The 18432-nt window shown below is 62.0% G+C and carries 22 protein-coding genes; 7 read left to right on the top strand and 15 right to left on the bottom strand.

Annotated elements, in window-relative coordinates:
* Positions 1-214: 214 nt before the first annotated feature.
* Positions 215-1903 (bottom strand): long-chain-fatty-acid--CoA ligase FadD2, encoded by a 1689-nt coding sequence (fadD2, locus tag AC3RCM_RS07055; RefSeq protein WP_020190615.1) that lies wholly within the window; start codon positions 1901-1903, stop codon positions 215-217.
* 218 nt (positions 1904-2121) lie between these two features.
* Here fadD2 and AC3RCM_RS07050 point away from each other — a divergent pair, with 218 nt between their 5' ends.
* A complete protein-coding gene (locus tag AC3RCM_RS07050) occupies positions 2122-3066 on the top strand; it encodes an alpha/beta hydrolase (protein ID WP_020190616.1) in 945 nt (314 codons plus the stop codon).
* A 34-nt stretch (positions 3067-3100) separates the two neighbouring features.
* A complete protein-coding gene (locus AC3RCM_RS07045; protein ID WP_003254624.1) occupies positions 3101-3571 on the top strand; it encodes a MaoC family dehydratase in 471 nt (156 codons plus the stop codon).
* A gap of 119 nt (positions 3572-3690) precedes the next feature.
* Here the strand turns inward: AC3RCM_RS07045 and AC3RCM_RS07040 are convergent, their stop codons facing one another.
* The 5 genes from AC3RCM_RS07040 to AC3RCM_RS07020 form a co-directional block, all read right to left on the bottom strand.
* Positions 3691-4929 (bottom strand): RNA polymerase sigma factor, encoded by a 1239-nt coding sequence (locus AC3RCM_RS07040; RefSeq protein WP_064491824.1) that lies wholly within the window; start codon positions 4927-4929, stop codon positions 3691-3693.
* On the bottom strand, positions 4929-5414 hold the full coding sequence (locus AC3RCM_RS07035) for an SRPBCC family protein (protein WP_014590053.1): 486 nt from the start codon (positions 5412-5414) through the stop codon (positions 4929-4931). The genes AC3RCM_RS07040 and AC3RCM_RS07035 overlap by 1 nt, the downstream gene beginning before the upstream one ends.
* A 21-nt stretch (positions 5415-5435) precedes the next feature.
* Entirely contained in the window at positions 5436-5780 is a 345-nt protein-coding gene (locus AC3RCM_RS07030) for a YciI family protein (protein ID WP_014590052.1), read from the bottom strand.
* A gap of 44 nt (positions 5781-5824) precedes the next feature.
* Complete coding sequence (locus tag AC3RCM_RS07025; RefSeq protein WP_010955229.1) at positions 5825-6250, bottom strand: YybH family protein; 426 nt, start codon at positions 6248-6250, stop codon at positions 5825-5827.
* 190 nt (positions 6251-6440) lie between these two features.
* On the bottom strand, positions 6441-6698 hold the full coding sequence (locus tag AC3RCM_RS07020) for a DUF2790 domain-containing protein (RefSeq protein ID WP_003254632.1): 258 nt from the start codon (positions 6696-6698) through the stop codon (positions 6441-6443).
* Positions 6699-7052: 354 nt separating this feature from the next.
* Here AC3RCM_RS07020 and AC3RCM_RS07015 point away from each other — a divergent pair, with 354 nt between their 5' ends.
* On the top strand, positions 7053-7421 hold the full coding sequence (locus tag AC3RCM_RS07015; RefSeq protein WP_231114276.1) for a GNAT family N-acetyltransferase: 369 nt from the start codon (positions 7053-7055) through the stop codon (positions 7419-7421).
* On the opposite strand, the gene def is transcribed toward AC3RCM_RS07015, so the two are convergent.
* From def to AC3RCM_RS07000, 3 genes are all read right to left on the bottom strand, one after another.
* Positions 7376-7912, bottom strand: coding sequence for a peptide deformylase (def, locus tag AC3RCM_RS07010; RefSeq protein WP_010955231.1), 537 nt, complete (start codon positions 7910-7912; stop codon positions 7376-7378). The genes AC3RCM_RS07015 and def overlap by 46 nt on opposite strands.
* On the bottom strand, positions 7912-8868 hold the full coding sequence (locus tag AC3RCM_RS07005; RefSeq protein ID WP_003254637.1) for a YihY/virulence factor BrkB family protein: 957 nt from the start codon (positions 8866-8868) through the stop codon (positions 7912-7914). Before AC3RCM_RS07005 ends, def begins: the two co-directional genes overlap by 1 nt.
* Before the next feature lie 153 nt (positions 8869-9021).
* Entirely contained in the window at positions 9022-9201 is a 180-nt protein-coding gene (locus tag AC3RCM_RS07000) for a CsbD family protein (RefSeq protein WP_012051514.1), read from the bottom strand.
* 235 nt (positions 9202-9436) lie between these two features.
* On the opposite strand from AC3RCM_RS07000, the gene AC3RCM_RS06995 reads away from it, so the two are divergent.
* On the top strand, positions 9437-9817 hold the full coding sequence (locus AC3RCM_RS06995; RefSeq protein ID WP_014590048.1) for a hypothetical protein: 381 nt from the start codon (positions 9437-9439) through the stop codon (positions 9815-9817).
* 5 nt (positions 9818-9822) lie between these two features.
* Here AC3RCM_RS06995 and AC3RCM_RS06990 read toward each other — a convergent pair whose 3' ends face one another.
* The gene (locus tag AC3RCM_RS06990) at positions 9823-10659 is read right to left on the bottom strand and encodes a CvfB family protein (protein WP_010955234.1); all 837 of its coding nucleotides are present in this window, start codon (positions 10657-10659) and stop codon (positions 9823-9825) included.
* 130 nt (positions 10660-10789) lie between these two features.
* Between AC3RCM_RS06990 and AC3RCM_RS06985 the strand changes: the two genes are divergently transcribed.
* Positions 10790-11650: a DUF6279 family lipoprotein gene (locus AC3RCM_RS06985; protein ID WP_064491826.1), complete on the top strand. Its 861-nt coding sequence runs from the start codon at positions 10790-10792 to the stop codon at positions 11648-11650.
* A gap of 19 nt (positions 11651-11669) precedes the next feature.
* On the opposite strand, the gene aceK is transcribed toward AC3RCM_RS06985, so the two are convergent.
* Entirely contained in the window at positions 11670-13385 is a 1716-nt protein-coding gene (gene aceK / locus AC3RCM_RS06980) for a bifunctional isocitrate dehydrogenase kinase/phosphatase (protein WP_020190624.1), read from the bottom strand.
* Between the two features lie 204 nt (positions 13386-13589).
* Here aceK and AC3RCM_RS06975 point away from each other — a divergent pair, with 204 nt between their 5' ends.
* Together AC3RCM_RS06975 and AC3RCM_RS06970 are read left to right on the top strand one after the other, a co-directional pair.
* Positions 13590-14465 (top strand): DMT family transporter, encoded by an 876-nt coding sequence (locus tag AC3RCM_RS06975; RefSeq protein WP_064491827.1) that lies wholly within the window; start codon positions 13590-13592, stop codon positions 14463-14465.
* A 13-nt stretch (positions 14466-14478) separates the two neighbouring features.
* Positions 14479-14937 carry a DUF4265 domain-containing protein gene (locus AC3RCM_RS06970; RefSeq protein ID WP_019436818.1) on the top strand — a complete coding sequence of 153 codons (459 nt, stop codon included), beginning with the start codon at positions 14479-14481 and terminating at the stop codon, positions 14935-14937.
* Positions 14938-14940: 3 nt separating this feature from the next.
* On the opposite strand, the gene AC3RCM_RS06965 is transcribed toward AC3RCM_RS06970, so the two are convergent.
* From AC3RCM_RS06965 to cysK, 4 genes are all read right to left on the bottom strand, one after another.
* Positions 14941-15822 (bottom strand): DMT family transporter, encoded by an 882-nt coding sequence (locus AC3RCM_RS06965; RefSeq protein ID WP_198748300.1) that lies wholly within the window; start codon positions 15820-15822, stop codon positions 14941-14943.
* Positions 15823-15938: 116 nt separating this feature from the next.
* Positions 15939-16100, bottom strand: a complete 162-nt coding sequence (locus AC3RCM_RS06960) for a hypothetical protein (protein WP_154070663.1) — start codon at positions 16098-16100, stop codon at positions 15939-15941.
* Positions 16101-16256: 156 nt separating this feature from the next.
* Positions 16257-17192: an aspartyl/asparaginyl beta-hydroxylase domain-containing protein gene (locus AC3RCM_RS06955; RefSeq protein ID WP_492629446.1), complete on the bottom strand. Its 936-nt coding sequence runs from the start codon at positions 17190-17192 to the stop codon at positions 16257-16259.
* Between the two features lie 173 nt (positions 17193-17365).
* Positions 17366-18340: a cysteine synthase A gene (gene cysK, locus AC3RCM_RS06950; protein WP_020190628.1), complete on the bottom strand. Its 975-nt coding sequence runs from the start codon at positions 18338-18340 to the stop codon at positions 17366-17368.
* Positions 18341-18432: the final 92 nt, after the last annotated feature.

The following is an 18432-nucleotide window of genomic DNA, read 5'->3' as shown; positions in this document are numbered from 1 at the left end:
GCTTTGTCTGGGGTCGCCTAGAGGCCAAAACAGGCCTTACGGTCACAAAAATGACTCAATGAACAATACAGGTCATTTTTAGAGTAATTATCCAAAATGTCGCAGATAAGGCTGTATAGAGCCTGTTAGAGCGGTTTAAGGCATTCGCGGGTAAACCCGCTCCTACATTGGGCGATGCAGGAGCGGGTTTACCCGCGAAGAAGCCATCCCGGTATCACGCTATATCACGCAACTCCCGCCGCAAAATCTTGCCCACCGGCGTCATGGGCAACGATTCGCGCAGCACGATGTGCTTGGGTACTTTGTAGCCGGTGAAGTTGGCCTTGCAGTAGGCCTTCAGCTCATCAACGCTCAGCCCCCCCTCGCGCGGCACCACGAACAGCTTGACCGCCTCGCCGGAACGCTCGTCCGGCACACCGATAGCCGCACAGTTGGCGACCTTGGGATGCCCCATCACCACATCCTCGATTTCGTTGGGGTACACGTTGAAGCCCGAGACGATGATCATGTCCTTCTTGCGGTCGACGATGCGGGTGAAGCCGTCCGGGTCGATCACCGCGATATCACCGGTCTTGAACCAGCCTTCTGCATCCAGTGCCTGGGCCGTTGCCTCGGGCTGCTGCCAGTACCCCTTCATGACCTGCGGGCCTTTGATGCAAAGCTCGCCCCGCTCGCCCAGCGGCAGTTCGTTGCCCTCATCATCGATGACCTTGAACGCAGTACCCGCCACGGGGATGCCCACGGTACCCAGACGCGCCAGCTGGCCGTAGGGGTTGGTGCTGGCCACCGGCGAGGTTTCTGTCAGGCCGTAGCCTTCAACGATGCGGCACCCGGTAAGGTCTTCCCAGCGCTCGGCGGTGGCCTTGACCAGCGCTGTGCCACCAGAGTTGGTGACCTTCAGCGCCGAGAAGTCCAGCTGACGGAAGCCCGGGTGGTCCATCAGTGCCACAAACAGGGTATTGAGGCCCAGCAAGGCAGAGAAACGCCACTTGCCCAGCTCCTTGATGAAGCCGGGAATATCCCGCGGGTTGGTAATCAGCACATTATGGTTGCCGGTGACCATCATGCACATGCAATTCGCGGTGAAGGCATAGATGTGGTACAGCGGCAGCGGCGCGATCATCACTTCCTGGCCGTCCTTCAGCAGCTTCTGCCCATCGGGGCCGTGCTGCGAGAAGCAGGCCAGCACCTGCAGCATGTTGGCCACCAGGTTGCCATGGGTGAGCATCGCGCCCTTGGCCAGGCCGGTGGTGCCGCCGGTGTACTGCAGCACCGCGATGTCATCGAGGTTCAGCGACACCGGTTTGGGCGACAGCCCGCGGCCCTCGCGCAGCACCTGCTTGAACGGCACCGCCTGGGGCAACCGGTAGGCCGGTACCATCTTCTTCAACTTGTCGACCACGGTGTTGACCAGCCAGCCCTTGGCGGCCGGCAGCAGGTCGCCCATCTTTGCCTCGATCAGGTACTCGATACCGGTATCGGGCAGCACCTCCTGCACGCGCTTGCCGAACATGTTCAGGTACACCAGCGCACGCGCGCCACTGTCCTTGAACTGGTGGCGCATCTCGCGCTCGGTGTACAGCGGGTTGGTATTGACCACGATCAGCCCGGCGCGCATGGCACCGAAGACGGCGATGGGGTACTGCAGCACATTGGGCATCTGTACGGCGATGCGCTCACCCGGTTTGAGGTCGGTGTGCTGCTGCAACCAGGCAGCGAAGGCTGCCGAATGGCGCTCCAGTTCCGCGTAGCTGAGGGTCACGCCCAGGTTGCTGAACGCCGGGCGGTCGGCAAAGCGCTTGCAGGAGCGCTCGAACACCTCGACGACCGAGGCGTAGGCATTGATGTCGATGGTGGAAGGCACGCCTGCCGGGCGCTTGTCATTCCAGAAGTCGGCTTGCATTTATTATTGTTCCTCTGCCTGGACCTGCACTGCGTCCTTTAGTCCTTTACCTGACCGCCTGCTGGCGAAAAGGCGTTGATTCGACGTTAGCAGGTAAACCCAAGGTGGCATATACGCCAAGTGCCGCCATTAACATTGTGAATCTTATTTGTGCCCCTCCTGCAATCTGGCCCGTTGTGCATACACTGTTCGGGTAACCGCGCGCACAAGGACCCGCCATGCCTCACGACGCCTTCTGGCTGCCCGCCAGTGAGCACTGCAGCCTGTACGTACACCAATGGCTGCCGGCCACACCGGTAAAGGCCGTGGTGCTGCTGGCCCATGGCATGGCCGAGCATGCCGGGCGCTACCAGCGCCTGGGCCAGGCCCTGAGCGAGGCCGGCTTTGCCCTGTTCGCTGCCGATCAGCGTGGCCACGGGCGCACGGCCGAACTGGGCAACCTCGGCCTGTTCGCCCGCCATCATGGCTGGAATGCCGTGGTCAACGACCTTGGGTGTGTGGCCCAGCACATAGGCCAGCAGTTCCCGTGCACGCCGCTGTTCCTGTTCGGCCACAGCATGGGCAGCTACATCGCCCAGGCGTACCTGCTGCATCACAGTGGCAGCCTGCACGGGGCGATCCTCAGCGGTTCCAACTACCAACCGGCCGTGCTGTACCGCCTTGCGCGGCTGATTGCCCGGCTGGAGTCCTGGCGCCAGGGGCCACTGGGCAAGAGTGCACTGATCGAATGGTTGTCCTTCGGTTCGTTCAACAACGCCTTCAAGCCCAACCGCACGGCCTTCGACTGGCTCAGCCGCGACCCGGGCGAGGTCGATCAGTACGTGAATGACCCGTTGTGCGGCTTTCGCTGCACCAACCAGTTGTGGCTCGATCTGCTGCAAGGCTTGGCGCAGATCAGTCAGCCGGGTAACCTCGCGCAGATCGATCCCAACCTGCCGATGCTGGTGATCGGCGGTGAATGTGATCCGGTCAGTGCCGGCAAGCGTCTCACCCATCTGGCCGACGCCCTGCGCGCGACCGGCAACCGACATGTACAGCTGCGCATCTATCCTGAGGCGCGGCATGAAGTACTCAACGAAACCAACCGTGGCGAGGTCATCGCCGATATTCTCGGCTGGCTGGAACAGGCGCTGGCCCTTGGCCGCCCTGCGCGCAGTGAATGATAGCCGCCCTCGCCCAACGCTTAAGGAAGCATCGATGTCCCAGGTCACCAACACGCCTTACGAAGCCCTCGAAGTCGGCCAGAAGGCCGAGTACAAGAAGTCCGTTGAAGAACGCGACATTCAGCTGTTCGCCGCGATGTCCGGTGACCACAACCCGGTTCACCTGGATGCTGAGTTCGCCGCCAAGAGCATGTTCCGCGAACGTATTGCCCATGGCATGTTCAGCGGCGCGCTGATCAGTGCGGCAGTGGCCTGCACCCTGCCTGGCCCTGGCACCATCTACCTGGGCCAGCAGATGAGCTTCCAGAAACCGGTGAAAATCGGCGACACCCTGACCGTGCGCCTGGAAATCCTCGAGAAGCTGCCCAAGTTCAAGGTGCGCATCGCCACCAATGTGTACAACCAGAACGACGAGCTGGTGGTCGCGGGTGAAGCCGAGATCCTGGCGCCGCGCAAGCAGCAGACCGTCGAGCTGGTATCGCCGCCGAACTTTGTGGCGAGCTGAAGTGTGATGCAGCCAGCTTCTTCTTCAAGGCTGCTCTCCTGGGTAACCCGCTAACGCGTTGATTTAGCAGGCACCCTGAGGGAGCGGGCTTGCCCGCGAAGCGGCCGGCACACCCCACATCATTCGATAGCCTGCAAACGCCGCTCGATATGCCGCCGTTCAGGCGCCTGCCGGGTCAAGGCCAGCGCCTGCTGCCAGGCCGCACGCGCCTCTTGCACCTGTCCCAGCTGGCAATGCAACTCGGCGCGTGCCGCATGTGCCAGGTGATAGTCCAGCAACTCCCCCCGCGCCAGAATCCCTTCGACTTCCCGCAAGCCAACCTCCGGCCCATCCCGCTTCGCCAGGGCCACCGCGCGGTTAAGCGCCACCACCGCTGATGGCCAATACCGCTGCAACACGTCATACAGCCCGACGATTTCTCCCCAGTCCGTCTCTTCAGCCGTCGCCGCTTCGGCATGCACGGCAGCAATCGCCGCCTGGACGGTATAGGCCCCGAATGCACGGCTCTGCAGGGCCTGGCGCACCAGAGCACAGCCCTCGGCAATGAACTGCCGGTCCCACAAGCTACGGTCCTGCTGCTCCAGAACCACCAAATCGCCTTGGCCATCGATGCGCGCCCGCTGCCGGGACGCCTGCAGCAACATCAACGCCAGCAGGCCGACCGCCTCCGGGTCGGGCAGCAACTGCACCAGCAACCGCGCCAGGCGAATGGCTTCATCGCTCAGCGCCTGCTGTAGCAGTGTCTCGCCCGATGACGCCGAATAGCCCTCGTTGAACACCAGGTAGATCACCCGCAACACGCTTTCCAGGCGCTCGGGCAGCTCATTCAGCTCCGGTACCTGGTACGGTATGCCCGCGTCACGGATCTTGGCCTTGGCGCGCACGATACGTTGGGCGATGGTGGCCGGGCTTTGCAGAAAGGCCCGGGCGATCTGCTCAGTGGTCAGGTCGCAGACTTCGCGAAGCGTCAATGGCACCTGAGCGTCGGCCGACAGGGCCGGATGGCAACAGGTGAAGATCAGCCGCAGGCGGTCATCCGCCAGCAGCTCTTCTTCACTGGGGTCCTGCGCCTGCCCCTCCAGCAGCATGCTCAAGTCCGCCTGGGAGCGGTCGAAGCGGACGCGCCGGCGCAGCGCGTCGATGGCCTTGAAGCGCCCGACAGAAACCAGCCACGCTCGCGGGTTGGCGGGAATACCGTCGCGTTGCCAGCGTTCAACGGCAATGAAGAAGGCATCATGCATGGCCTCCTCGGCCAGGTCGAAATCACCCAGCAAGCGGATCAGTGTCGCCAGTATGCGCCGCGACTCCTGCCGGTACACAGCCTCGACTTCGGCGCGCACCTGGGCCAGTGCGGCCATCAGTCGGGCATCCGCTGGGTCACCACCTCCACCAGGCGGTCCAGGCTTTCTCCCCAGCCCTGGTGGAAGCCCATTTCTTCATGGGCCCGGCAGTCGGTGGCATTCCAGTGCCAGGCACGGGCGGTGTAGCGGGTTTTGCCCTGTTCCTCGTCAAAGCTGATCACCGCGGTCATGAAGGCCTTGTCCGACGGTACCCAACCGGGGCCGAAGGCATCGGTGAACACCAGCCGGCGTGGCGCGGCAATTTCCAGAAAGACGCCCTGGTTGGGGTACTCGCTGCCATCCGGCGCGCGCATCAGGGTGCGAAACAGGCCACCGGCCCACAGCTGCATTTCACACTCCGGGGTGGTCATGCCGTGCGGCCCCCACCACTGCATCAGCCACTGGGGTTCGGTCCAGGCGCGAAATACCTTGGCCGGTGGTGCGTCGATCAGGCGGCTGATGGACAACTCGTGTTGCGCCTGGGCAATGGGTGCAAGGCTCATGCTGATGGTTCTCCTTGGCTGTCAGGGTTGCAGCTCGCGCACTGGTCGCACCTCGACACTGCCAACCCGCGCGGCAGGGATGCCCTTGGCGATATTCAGCGCTTCGTTGAGGTCGCGGGCCTCCACCAGGTAAAAGCCCGCCAGTTGCTCCTTGGTTTCGGCGAACGGGCCGTCGGTCAGGCTCATGTGTCCGTTGCGCATGCGTACCGTGGTGGCCGTCTGCACCGGCTTCAGCGCCTCGGCCGCCAGCATGCGCCCGGAACCCTGAATGGCTTCGGCGTAGGCCATGCATTCGGCGTCTGCCGGGCTGTCGGGCAGGCTGTGCAACAGCCCTTCGTCACAATAGACCAGGCACAGGTATTTCATGGTCGCCTCCAGGGTATTGGCAAAGTGCGTTTGGCGATAACGGCTCAGGGCTTGAGATCGAACAGCGCTTTTTGCGTTTCCATGTCGAAAGGCGCCGACCAGTGTTCATGGATTACCTGCCACTGGCCGCCTTGACGACGATAGCCCACCGTGGCGCGCATGAAGCCGCACTGGCTTTCGTCGTCGCCCGGGCCGCAGCGGTTCAGCCAATGGGCCAGGGCCAGATCGCCAGCGGCGTGCACGGTGAGTTGGGCAAGTTCGAACACCATGGGGCCGGTGCACATGCCCATGCACATTTCCCAGTGCGCCGTGTAGGCCGACTTGCCTTTGAATTGCAGAGCCTGGATGGCATCGAAGGCGACGATATCGTCGGCGTAGGGGGCGATGATGCCCGGGATGTCGCGATCGCGCACGGCTTGCATCCAGCGCTCGATCAATTGGCGGATTTCGGATTCGGCTGCAGTGCTCATCGGGGTACCTCCGACAGATCATAGGGGTTGGGGCACGGTGTGAAGCGTGCCTTCAGCTATGGTCGAACGGTAAGTGGAGGATTCGACAGGCGGGGAAATTATTCTGTATTGGCGGAGCACCTGGGAGATCGCGTCAGGGCCAGCAAGTGCCCGCCACAGCGTTTTCAGCCCCTGTGGCGGGCACCGCCAGTCAACCCTGCTGGCAACCTTCACCCATGGCCCGGTACTGAATGGTGTGCACCTGGCCCTGATGGTCTTCATAGGTCATGGTCGCAGGTACCACTTCGCAGACATTGGGGATGGTCGACAGGTTGATCACCCGCTTGATGTCCAGGTTCATCGAGTAGTCGTACTGCTGAGCCACAGGCTCGCTGGAGACGGGTTTGGCCTCATCGGCGAGGGCGAACGAGGACATACCGACCAATGCAAGAATCAGTAATGGTTTCATGTGGTTTTGCCTTTTGAGCGTTCAAGCTGATCGATTGACTTCTATTGCCGTATCCGGCGCGGAGAAGTTGTCATCTAGGGTCTAGATGGCACGAAGTACCGATCCCGCTTCGTACTGCCAGGGGGGATGAACAAAATTCTACTCCCGGCCAGCAATAGTTGAACCCCGTAGTCGGATATTCACCCTTGCCGGTTTTGCAACAATCTGCGACAAAGTGGCCGCAAATCATCAGGCCAGAGCCTCTGGCCTCGTTTCAGGGTAGGACTCACCATTTCTGAACAATTTTCCTGTTCGACGCTTTCGGACACAGAACGCCGTTTGCTGGACCACTTCTACCGCCAGCACAGCTCACGCATGCGCGCAGCAAGCGACGCCGAACTGTGGGTAGCACGGGCCCCTGGCATCATCGCCGGGCTGAGCCTGAGTGCGGTGGGTGAGGGATTCTGGCTGACGGGCCTGTTCGTCGCCCCGCAGCGGCGCAACCAAGGGGTGGCTGCGCGATTGGTCGAGGCCGCGCTGGCGCAGGTTGACGGGCCCGTCTGGCTGTTCTGTCATCCCGACCTGACGCCCTTCTACCAGCGCCTGGGTTTCGACCTGGCCCAACACCTGCCAGAAGCCCTGGCCAGCCGCCTGCTACGCTATCAGCGCAACAAACGCCTGGTAGCCCTGCAGCGAGGTCAGTCCTCGCTGACCTCAAGCCCAGGGAACAGCACCTCGGTGTAGCCGAACTTGGCAAAGTCCTGGATGCGCGAGGGGTATAGCCGGCCGATCAAGTGGTCGCACTCGTGTTGCACCACCCGTGCATGGAAGCCATCGGCAAAGCGGTTGATCGGGCTGCCCTGGGGGTCGATCCCTTGGTAGCAGATATGCTTGAAGCGCGGCACCACGCCGCGCAAGCCAGGCACCGACAGACAACCCTCCCAGCCGTCCTCGACCTCGCTGGAGGTCGGGGTGATGACCGGATTCAGCAGAATGGTCTGTGGCACTGCCTCGGCATCGGGGTATCGCTCGCTGCGCTCGAAGCCGAAGATCACCAACTGCAGGTCGATGCCGACCTGCGGGGCGGCCAGGCCCACACCGCCGACGTGACGCATGGTTTCGAACATGTCGTCGATCAGTTGCTGCAGTTCGGCACTGCCAAGCATGTGCTCGGGCACTGGCGGAGCGATGCGCAGCAGGCGTTCGTCGCCCATCTTGAGAATGTCACGGATCATCAGGGGTTCGGCTCGACGCTATGAGGCTTGCTCGGGTTCGGGTGCTCGTGACCCAGTACAGTCAAGGTTTCCTTGGGCTTTTCCCCGTCGAAGTCTTTCTCGCCCGGGTTCTTGCCTTCGGCTGACATGTGCTCGATCACCGCATTCATTTCGGCGCCGAGCAGCAGCACGGCAGCCGAAATATAGAAATACAGCAACAGCACGATGATTGCACCAATGCTGCCGTACATGGCGTTGTAGTCGGCAAAGGTCTTCACGTAGTAGGCAAAGCCCAGTGACGCCACGATCCACACCACAACCGCCAGCACCGAGCCCGGGGTGATGAAGCGAAACTGCTGTTTCACATCAGGCATCACGTAATAGATCAGGGCCACTGCCACCATCAGCAGAATGATGATCACCGGCCAGCGCAGGATGGTCCACAGTGTGACGATGAACTCCTGCATGCCGATCTGGGCAGCTATCCATTCCATCACCTGCGGGCCCAGCACCATCAGCGCTGCGGCCGCCAGCAACATCCCAGCCAGGCCCACGGTGTAGAAAATGGAAAGCGGGATACGCTTCCACACCGGGCGACCTTCGGGCACATCGTAAGCGGCGTTCATGGCGCTCATCATCAGGCGCACGCCGGCGGAGGCGGTCCAGAGGGCGATCACGATACCCACCGACAGCAGCCCACCCTTGGATTGCTGCAACTGGTCGATCACCGGATTCACCTGCTCCAGCGCCTGGGGTGGCAACACCAGTTCCGACTGCAGACGCAGCCAGGAGAAAAAGTCCGGCAAGTGCAGGAAACCGATCAGGGCAATCAGGAACAACAGGAAGGGGAATAGCGAGAACAGCGCCTGGTAGGCCAGCGCTGAGGCATAGGTGGACATCTCGTCGTCGAGGAATTCCTTGACGGTGCGAACCAGCACGCGGTGCAGGGGCAAGCCGCGCAGGTCGGGGAAAATCATAGCGTCTCCTTTCGCCGCTTGATCGTTACACAGGCAAGTCTAATAGACCGTGCCCGAGCTGTGCTGCTCCCGGCCGTGGTTGAAGAATTTGCTTACGAATAAGTGCCGGCCTCTTCGCGGGTTCACCCGAGAAGAGGCCGGCACCGCCTCAAGTCAAGGTTTCTTCACCGCATCCTTCACATTGCCCTTGACCTGCTGCGCCTCGCCTTTGAGCTCCTGCGCCTTGCCTTCGGCCCGCAGCTTGTCGTTGTCGGTCACCTTGCCAACACCCTGTTTCACGTTGCCGATCGCTTCGTTGGCCAAGCCTTTCGCTTTGTCTTTAGTACCGCTCATGGCAAAACTCCTGCAAATGGAGACACGTGAACCGTGTCGACAGAAGGTTGACCCAACGCCTGGGCCAGGAGTTTCAACGGATTTCCCGGCCAGAAGCCGAACGGTAAAACGGCAGGCGAATACCGCCCAAGCCCGCGAAGAGGCCGGCACTGGCACCGCAAGTCACAAACCTTGCTCCGCCCCGTGCCACCCCTCACAATGCAGGCCTTCATAGCGTCAACGCGCAGGAACCTGCATGAAACTCGACAAACCCGCCGCCATCGCCCGGCGCAACGAAGCACTGGCCCGGCCGGTGCTGACCAGCAGCAATACTCTGTTCGCCACTCTGGACAGCAAACGCAACCTGTGGTGGTTCGAAGTGCCAGTGGCACTGCTGGGCAAGGGCCAGGCCGACTGGGTCAACCTGCTGCTGCACACGCCGGAAAGCGATGAGCTGCAGCACCTGAAGGTGCCCACCAATTTCCTCAAGGCTCACCTTGAGCAAATGGAAGTGCGCAAGCCTGGCAAGCGCCGCTCCACCATCAGCCTGGCCCTCAGCGCCGACCGTGACTCGCTGCTGCGCGACACCCGTCCGGGTGGCGAGCAGCTGGACTTCCGCAACTTCGTACAGGCATAAGGCCGTCAGGCTTTCTCGATGCGATCGTCATGGATGACGATCAGGCCCTGCTTGAACAATCCGCCAATGGCCTTCTTGAAGTTGCCCTTGCTGACGTTGAACAGCTTGCTGATCAACGCAGGGTCACTCTTGTCGCACACCCCCAACACCCCGCCTTCGGCTTCCAGGCGCGCCATGATCTGCTCTTGCAGGGTGTCCGCCAGGGCGGCGCCTACCGGCTGCAGGCTCAGTGAAATCTTGCCGTCCTGGCGCACTTCCTTGATGAAGCCCTTCTCGTGCATGCCCGAGCGCAAGAACTTGAACACCTCGTTCTTGTGGATCAGGCCCCAGTGGCGGTTGTTGATAATGGCCTTGAAGCCCATCGGCGTTTCGCCGGCCACCAGCAGCTCGACCGGCTGGCCAACCTTGTAGTCGGCTGGGGTGACATCGAGGTAGCGGTCCAGGCGCGACGTGGCAGTGATCCGGCGGGTGCGCTTGTCGAGGTACACGTGCACCACGCAGTAATCACCGATCTTCAGTGGCCGAGCCTCTTCCGAGTACGGCATCAGCAAGTCCTTGGACAGGCCCCAGTCCAGGAAGATACCGGCACCGTTGATGTCCTTGACCTTCAGGCTGGCGAACTCGCCAACCTGCACCTTGGGCTTCTCGGTGGTGGCGATCAGCTGGTCTTCGCTGTCCAGGTAGATGAACACGTTCAACCAGTCATCGACTTCGGTCTCGGCGTTTTTCGGGATGTAGCGCCCGGGCAGCAGGATCTCGCCATCGGCGCCGCCGTCCAGGTACAGACCGAAGTCCACGTGTTTCACGATTTGCAAACTGTTGTAACGCCCAAGCAGAGCCATTTCCGATGATCCTCAAGACAAGGCGACTATTCTACACCTGAAGCCACCACATGGCCCGACCACTCATGCAGTGGAACCGCCAGGCCGCACTTGCATCTACCTTCTGGCCAGCCTGAGGAAGGAACAGCACATGCCGCTTCGCCTGCCCAAAGCCCTGCTTGTCGCCATCGGCTTCGCCCTGGCCTTGGCCGCCTGCAGCCGCATCGACCTGGCCTATCGCAACCTCGACCGCCTGGTGCCGTGGTCGCTGAGCGACTACCTGGACATGAACCGCGAGCAAAGGGCGCTGCTGGACGATCGGTTGCGCGAGCACCTGGCCTGGCATTGCAAGACTCAACTGCCCGGCTACCTCGACTGGCTCGATCGGCTACGTGACCTGGTCGCCGACGATCAGGTCACCGACCAGGCCCTGCAGCAAAGCACCCGCGAGGTCCGTGAAGCGATTGGTCGGGTGGCCGAGGAAATCACCCCTTCAGCCACCGAACTGCTGCGCGGCATGAGCGACAACCAGGTAGCGCAGATGCGTGAGGCCTTCCGCGAAGACATCAGTGAACGGCAGAAGCAGTATGTGGATACGCCATTGCCCAAGCAGATGGCCCGCCGTAGCGAGCGCATGGAAAAACGCCTGACGCCATGGTTTGGCGAGTTGACGGCGGTACAGAAGCAACGCATCCAGGCCTGGTCTCAAGCGCTGGGTGACCAGAACCGTGAATGGATCGCCAACCGTGCCCACTGGCAGCAGCAATTGCTGTTGGCAATGAACCAGCGCAACGACTCCAGCTTCGAACCGCGCCTGGCGACCTTGTTGCAACGCAAGGAGAGTTTGTGGACACCCGAATACCGGGCGGCGTATCAGAATAGCGAGCAGCAGGCACGCAGCCTGCTGGTGGACCTGGTGCGGCAAAGCACCCCGCAGCAACGGAGGTTCCTGCAGGAACGGTTGGGCAAGGTGCGTACCCATTTGAGCGAGATGAAGTGTTTGAAGGAGTGACAGACCTGTTCGCGCTGACTCACCGGGCTTTGCGCCGATACGGAAACACATCGATCACTTTCCCTTCACGTATCGCCGCCTGCAGCCCCTTCCAGTAATCCGCGTCATACAGTTCCCCATGCAAGCGGCTGAACAACCGCCGCTGGCCCATATCGGCAAACAGAAACGGCGGAAACTCTTCGGGAAACACATCATGCGGGCCGATCGAGTACCACGGCTCGCCCGACATTTCGTCCTCCGGGTAACGCGGGGGCGGAATGTGGCGGAAATTCACCTCGGTCAGGAAGCTGATTTCGTCATAGTCGTAGAACACGACCCGGCCATGGCGGGTCACTCCGAAGTTCTTCAGCAGCATGTCGCCGGGGAAGATGTTCGCCGCCGCCAGTTGCTTGATGGCCAGGCCGTAGTCCTCCAGTGCCTCCAGCACCTGGCCCTCGGTGGCCTGCTCCAGGTACAGGTTCAACGGCGTCATGCGCCGCTCGGTCCAACAGTGGCGGATCAGCACTGTGTCGCCCTCCAGCGCCACCGTCGACGGCGCCACCTCCAGCAACTCGGCCAGGCAATCCGGCTCGAACTTGCTGCGCGGAAAGCGAAAATCGGCAAACTCCTGGGTGTCGGCCATACGCCCCACCCGGTCGACACTCTTCACCAGCCGGTACTTGTCGATCACCGTGGCGCGGTCCACGGTTTTCGATGGCGAGAAGCGGTCCTTGATGATCTTGAACACCGTATTGAACCCGGGCAAGGTGAACACGCTCATGACCATGCCCCGCACCCCTGGCGCCATGACGAAGCGGTCATCACTGCTGGCCAGGTGGTTGATCAGTGCGCGGTAGAACTCCGACTTGCCCTGCTTGTAGAACCCGATCGAGGTATACAGCTCGGCAATGTGCTTGCCCGGCAGGATGCGCTTGAGGAAATTGACGAACTCGGCGGGCACCGGGACATCGGCCATGAAGTAAGAGCGGGTGAACGAAAAGATGATCGACACCTCGGCCTCGTCGGTAATCAACGCATCGGCCTCGATGCCGTGGCCCTCGCGGTGCAGCAAGGGAATCACCAACGGCCACTGCTCATCGCTGTTGTACAGGCGGCCGACCAGATAGGCCCCCTTGTTGCGGTAAAGCACGGGTACAAACAGCTCCACGGCCAGCGTCGGGTCCTTGCACACCCAGTCGGGCAGGCATTCGCGCAGTTGTTCTTCCAGCCGCGCCAGGTCGCCTTCCAGGTCGCCATAAGGCATGTCGAATGGGTAATCGGCGAACACCGCGCGCAGCAAGTTCCTGAGACTGCCATCAAGCCGATAGGTACGGGTTTGCGCGGCGCGCTCGCGGCCGCGCATGGAAGGCCGGGTAGTGTGGATGAACATGCAGCCGTCGCTGATCAGGTCATGGCTGAACAGGCTGCAAAACAGCGAGTTGTACCAGGTCTCTGCCAGCTCGTCGTCCAGGCGGGGGTCGATCAGGTGGATATAGGCGTTTTTCACCAGCGGCCACTGTTCCACATCCAGCAGCACCTCTGCGGCAAAGGCCTGGCGCAGCCAACCGTTGACTTCGGCGACTTTCTCTTCGTAGAGATTGATGCGGGCAGCGGCGGCCTGCTGGATATCCTGCCAGCGCGCCTGCTCGAAGCGCTGGCGAGCACCAAGGGTGATGCGCTGGAAATGATCGCGGTAGTCGTCGAAGCCGGCGAGGATCATCCGGGCGATTTCGACAGCGGGCCAGGGCTGGGACATGCGTGGGGCCTCGGAGCTGGGATTGAGTACAGAGCTTAGCCGCCCTTGGCTTCATCGGTTACTGCCATTGAAGGCCCGAGCTGTAGTTGCAGCTGCATTGCCCAGAGCCCCGCAGCCCAAGAGGAATTACACAGCAAGAAAGCACAAGAATCCCCCCGCCCCCTGGCGTACACTCGCGCCCCTGCCTTGCCTTCGGAGACCGTTGTGAGCCCCATCGCCCTAGCCCGCCTGCTGACCCTTGCCGCCGTCTGGGGAGCGAGTTTCCTGTTCATGCGCATCATCGCCCCCGAACTGGGCACGGTGCCGACCGCGTTCTTCCGGGTCTCCATCGCCTGTCTGGGCCTGATCGTGATACTGGCCGCCGCCCGTGTGCGCTGGGACTTCCAGGGCAAGCTCGGCGCGTGCCTGGTGCTGGGCATGATCAACTCCGGCATCCCCGCCACCTTCTATTCGGTGGCGGCCCAGGTGCTGCCGGCCGGCTATTCGGCGATCTTCAACGCCACCACCCCGTTGATGGGCGTGCTGGTCGGCGTACTGTTCTTCCGCGAGCCAATGACCCTGGCCAAACTCTGCGGCATCTTCCTTGGCCTGTTCGGCGTCGGCATCCTTAGCGGCGCCGGCCCGGTGGCACTGGACATGGCCCTGCTGCAAGGCGCCCTCGCCTGCCTGGCGGCCACCACCTGCTACGGCTTTGCCGGGTTCCTCGCCCGCCGCTGGATCAGCGGCCTGGACAGCCGTCTTTCCGCACTGGGCAGCATGCTCGGCGCCACGCTGATGCTGACCCCGCTGTTCGGCTGGAGCGCACTCACCCAACCGCCCGCCAGCTGGGGGGGCTGGGAGGTGTGGTTGTCGTTGCTGGGGCTGGGGCTACTATGCACCGCCTTTGCCTACATCCTGTACTTCCGCCTGCTGGCCGAGATCGGACCGGTCAAAGCCAGCACCGTGACCTTCCTGATCCCGGTATTCGGCGTATTGTGGGGGGCATGGCTGCTGAATGAGCCGTTGTCGATGGCGCACCTATACGGCGGCCTGCTGATTGGCCTGGCCTTGTGGCTGGTGCTGCGCCCGGCGCGCAACTGAAGCGGGGTACTGCATGAACAGCGCGTACAAAAAGGTCCTGTTCCGCCTGGAACAGGACGAGAACGGCTACCCACCGGCCTCGGTCGAGGGCCTGTGGGCCAAGGCCGTGGAAGGCGGCTATGCCATCGACAACATACCCTTCCATGTCTATGGCATCGCCCCGGGCGACGTGATCGACACCCGCGAGGAAGCAGGCGAAACCTGGTTCGCAGAACTGCGCCACAGCAGCGGCAGCTCGGTGTTCCGGGTGGTCGTCAAACCACCGGAAACCCTCGACCAGGTACGCGCAGCATTGCTGGATTTCGGCTGCGCCTGTGAAACCGAACAAGCAGTGAAGATGTTGGCGGTCGAGGTCCCGCCGCAACGCTCGCTCGATACCCTGCTCTACTACCTGCTCACCCAGCGCGAAGCCGGCCTGCTGGACTTCGAGGAAGGCGTGTTGCGCCACGCCATCCCCGAAGAATTCCGCTAGGGCCTACGCTTCGGCCAGGCGCGCGGCGGGCTTGCGAAACACGAACAGCAGCCCAACCACGATCAGCCCCATGCCCAGCAGGCTGAGTGGTGCCAGGCGGTTACCGAAGATCAGCAAGTCCATCACCGCAGTCACTGCCGGCACCAGGTAGAACAGGCTGGTGACGTTGACCAGGTTGCCCTTGGCGATCAGCCGGTACAACAGCAAGGTTGCCAGCAGCGAGACCACCAGGCCCATCCAAAGCAGCGCACCGAAGAAGCTGCCGGTCCACTCGACATGAAGCGGTTGCAGAGGTGCGAACAGCGCGCACATGGCAAAGCCGGCCAGGTACTGCAGCGGCAGCGTGCCCATGGGGTTGTCGGTAATGCGCTTCTGCAGGATCGAGCCAAAGGTCATGCTGACCAGCGCCAGCAGGGCGAACAGCATGCCCGCCAGCGATACCCCGCCCAGATTGATGCCCTGGTAGACCACCATGATCAAGCCGCCCAACCCCAAACCCAGGCCGAACAAACGGCTCCAGGAACGCTGGCGTTCCATCAGCACCACGGTGAGGATGGGTTGTACCCCCATCACCGTGGCCATGACGCCGGGGGTGACATGGGTATCAAGCGCCAACAGATAAAAGATCTGATAGGCACCGAGGAGCACACACCCTGTACCCAGGGCCCGCAGAATGCTCCCGCGAGTACGCGGCCAGCGCAGCCCTAGCAACGGGCCGATCAGCAACAGGCCAGCCAGGGCCAGCGCCGAGCGCAACAGCAGGAAGGCGAACGGGCTGGCATGCGCCAGGCCGAGCTTGGAGACGATCGCCCCGCTGCTCCACAGCAGGACGAACAGGCAGGTAGTGGCCGCCGAGGCCACGGACGTTTTGGTAAAGACAGACATGAATTGCCACCTGATAGTAGGCAGATAAGCCAAACGGACGGCGTGCGCTTCAACGTGAGCAGTGGCCGACCGTGTTCAGTAGGTTGCGCGTGTGAAGGGGTACGGCAAGAAGCCGATCAGCCCAGCACGACCACGCAATGAGGCGGAGCTACGCCGCCTACGACGCCACTGACAGGTGGTGGGGAGTGACAGATCATGACCGGCTGCTGGCTACCACGCACGACCATGCCCGCGACTGGCGCGATGGCAAAGCGTGTGGTGGAAGGGATGGCGGGCATGACAGGGGTCTTTGCAGAAGTGAATGCTCTGGAATATAGCGAGTGATTCTTCGCAGCACAACCCCGCCTCCACACGCGCGCCCTCGTCCTTGAAGGATGAGGCGCACCTGTGGCAGCGGGCTTGCCCCGCAAAGCGGCCGGTTAGACCAGAAAAAATCAGAACAACCAGCGATACAACAGATACGCCACCACCACCGCCAGTACCGGCCGCAGCACGCGGTAAGCCTTGGGGTTGGCACGTTTGAACTGCTTCACATGGCTGCTGATCTTGTTGCTGAAGCGCTTGCTCCAGGCGTACGCCTGGTTGATCCCGCCCACGCGCTCTTCGTCGGTGTTCTGCGGCGCGGTGGCGCGGCCGAGGAAGGCACTGACCCTACGGTTGATGCGCGTCATCAGCGGGCTACTCAGCGGGCGCTCGATGTCACAGAACAGGATCACGCGGGTAACGTCGGTTTCGTTCTTGACCCAGTGCACGTAGGTTTCGTCGAACATCACGTCTTCGCCATCACGCCAGGCGTACTGCTCACCGTCCACGTAGATGCGGCATGCGTCGGAGTTGGGCGTGGACAGCCCCAGGTGATAACGCAGCGAGCCTGCGAACGGGTCGCGGTGCGGGTTCAGGTGGCTGCCGCCGGGTAGCAGGGCAAACATTGCGCCCTTGACACTGGGGATGCGGCTGACCAGCTCGACAGTGCGCGGGCAAAGGGTTTGCGCCGAAGGCAGCGGTTTGTCGTACCACTTCAGGTAAAAGCGCTTCCAGCCCTTCTTGAAGAACGAACCGAAGCCGGCGTCGTTATCTTTCTCAGCGGCACGGATATAGCCTTCGTCGAACAGGCGCATGGCCTCTTCGCGGATTTCCTGCCAGTTGTCCTTCAACACGTCCAGCTCGGGGAAGCGCTGGCGATCCAGGTAGGGCTTGGACGGCACGCCGGAAAACAGGTACATCAACGCGTTGTAGGGGGCGAACAGCGCCGAATGGTTGACGAACTGGCGCAACACCGGCAGACGGGCCTTGCCGCGCAAGTGCACGAACAGCACGCTGCCGAAAAACACCAGCAAGACACCCGCCTTGGCTGCAAAGGAAAAGGTCATGCTTTCACTCCTTGAGGAAGAGTCAGGCCTGCGCTGCCTGCTCTCCAGAAAATCATCCTGCCATCATAAACCGATCCCGCCGCGGTAAAAACAACCCGGGCGGGATCGCATTCATGAAGATTTTGCAATAAACCAGTCCGCCGATCGTTGCGCCGGATCAGCGGCAAGGCCGATTACTGCTGGGTTTCCTGCTCGCTGAACATGTCGCTGAACAGCATGCTCGACAAGTATCGCTCGCCCGAATCGGGCAGGATTACGACGATGGTCTTACCCTGCATTTCCGGTTTTTCGGCCAGACGCACCGCTGCCGCCATTGCCGCACCGCAGGAAATACCACAAAGGATGCCCTCTTCCTGCATCAGGCGAATCGCCATGGCCTTGGACTCTTCGTCGGTCACCGTCTCCACTTGGTCGACAATCGACAGGTCGAGGTTTTTCGGCACGAAACCGGCGCCGATGCCCTGGATTTTGTGCGGGCTTGGCTTGAGTTCTTCGCCGGCCAGGGTCTGGCTGATCAGGGGCGATGCCACGGGTTCCACTGCCACCGACAGGATGGCCTTGCCCTGGGTATGTTTGATGTAGCGCGACACGCCGGTGATGGTCCCGCCAGTGCCCACGCCTGCCACCAGCACGTCGATGGCGCCGTCCGTGTCGTTCCAGATCTCAGGGCCGGTGGTTTTCTCGTGAATGGCCGGGTTGGCCGGGTTTTCGAACTGGCCCGGCAGGAAGTACTGCGCCGGGTCGGAGGCGACGATTTCGTTGGCCTTCTCGATCGCGCCCTTCATGCCCTTGGCCGGATCGGTCAATACCAGCTCGGCGCCCAGTGCCTTCAGCACCTTGCGGCGCTCCAGGCTCATCGAGGCGGGCATGGTCAGCATCAGCTTGTAGCCGCGGGCGGCGGCAACGAAGGCCAGGCCGATACCGGTGTTGCCCGAGGTGGGCTCGACGATGGTCATGCCCGGTTTGAGCTTGCCGCTGCTCTCGGCGTCCCAGACCATGTTCGCGCCAATGCGGCATTTGACCGAGTATCCGGGGTTGCGCCCTTCGATCTTGGCCAGGATGGTCACACCGCGCGGGGCGATGCGGTTGATCTGCACCAGCGGCGTGTTACCGATGGAGTGGGCGTTGTCTGCAAAGATACGGCTCATGGCAGGGGTCCTTGGCATGAAAAAGCAGGGAAATGACTCAAGGGTAAGCCTGCGGCGGTGGCCCGTAAAGCCTGTTCGAACTCAGCCCGGCA

The organism is Pseudomonas sp. GW823-FHT05G12 (assembly GCF_058795575.1).
This window is presented reverse-complemented; position numbering and strand designations above follow the sequence as displayed.

Excerpts from the sequence above, each read along its gene's own strand:
- fadD2 (WP_020190615.1), bottom strand. The coding sequence starts at position 1,903 with ATGCAAGCCGACTTCTGGAATGACAAGCGCCCGGCAGGCGTGCCTTCC.
- AC3RCM_RS07050 (WP_020190616.1), top strand. The coding sequence starts at position 2,122 with ATGCCTCACGACGCCTTCTGGCTGCCCGCCAGTGAGCACTGCAGCCTG.
- AC3RCM_RS07045 (WP_003254624.1), top strand. The coding sequence starts at position 3,101 with ATGTCCCAGGTCACCAACACGCCTTACGAAGCCCTCGAAGTCGGCCAG.
- AC3RCM_RS07040 (WP_064491824.1), bottom strand. The coding sequence starts at position 4,929 with ATGGCCGCACTGGCCCAGGTGCGCGCCGAAGTCGAGGCTGTGTACCGG.
- AC3RCM_RS07035 (WP_014590053.1), bottom strand. The coding sequence starts at position 5,414 with ATGAGCCTTGCACCCATTGCCCAGGCGCAACACGAGTTGTCCATCAGC.
- AC3RCM_RS07030 (WP_014590052.1), bottom strand. The coding sequence starts at position 5,780 with ATGAAATACCTGTGCCTGGTCTATTGTGACGAAGGGCTGTTGCACAGC.
- AC3RCM_RS07025 (WP_010955229.1), bottom strand. The coding sequence starts at position 6,250 with ATGAGCACTGCAGCCGAATCCGAAATCCGCCAATTGATCGAGCGCTGG.
- AC3RCM_RS07020 (WP_003254632.1), bottom strand. The coding sequence starts at position 6,698 with ATGAAACCATTACTGATTCTTGCATTGGTCGGTATGTCCTCGTTCGCC.
- AC3RCM_RS07015 (WP_231114276.1), top strand. The coding sequence starts at position 7,053 with ATGCGCGCAGCAAGCGACGCCGAACTGTGGGTAGCACGGGCCCCTGGC.
- def (WP_010955231.1), bottom strand. The coding sequence starts at position 7,912 with ATGATCCGTGACATTCTCAAGATGGGCGACGAACGCCTGCTGCGCATC.
- AC3RCM_RS07005 (WP_003254637.1), bottom strand. The coding sequence starts at position 8,868 with ATGATTTTCCCCGACCTGCGCGGCTTGCCCCTGCACCGCGTGCTGGTT.
- AC3RCM_RS07000 (WP_012051514.1), bottom strand. The coding sequence starts at position 9,201 with ATGAGCGGTACTAAAGACAAAGCGAAAGGCTTGGCCAACGAAGCGATC.
- AC3RCM_RS06995 (WP_014590048.1), top strand. The coding sequence starts at position 9,437 with ATGAAACTCGACAAACCCGCCGCCATCGCCCGGCGCAACGAAGCACTG.
- AC3RCM_RS06990 (WP_010955234.1), bottom strand. The coding sequence starts at position 10,659 with ATGGCTCTGCTTGGGCGTTACAACAGTTTGCAAATCGTGAAACACGTG.
- AC3RCM_RS06985 (WP_064491826.1), top strand. The coding sequence starts at position 10,790 with ATGCCGCTTCGCCTGCCCAAAGCCCTGCTTGTCGCCATCGGCTTCGCC.
- aceK (WP_020190624.1), bottom strand. The coding sequence starts at position 13,385 with ATGTCCCAGCCCTGGCCCGCTGTCGAAATCGCCCGGATGATCCTCGCC.
- AC3RCM_RS06970 (WP_019436818.1), top strand. The coding sequence starts at position 14,479 with ATGAACAGCGCGTACAAAAAGGTCCTGTTCCGCCTGGAACAGGACGAG.
- AC3RCM_RS06965 (WP_198748300.1), bottom strand. The coding sequence starts at position 15,822 with ATGTCTGTCTTTACCAAAACGTCCGTGGCCTCGGCGGCCACTACCTGC.
- AC3RCM_RS06960 (WP_154070663.1), bottom strand. The coding sequence starts at position 16,100 with ATGCCCGCCATCCCTTCCACCACACGCTTTGCCATCGCGCCAGTCGCG.
- AC3RCM_RS06955 (WP_492629446.1), bottom strand. The coding sequence starts at position 17,192 with ATGACCTTTTCCTTTGCAGCCAAGGCGGGTGTCTTGCTGGTGTTTTTC.
- cysK (WP_020190628.1), bottom strand. The coding sequence starts at position 18,340 with ATGAGCCGTATCTTTGCAGACAACGCCCACTCCATCGGTAACACGCCG.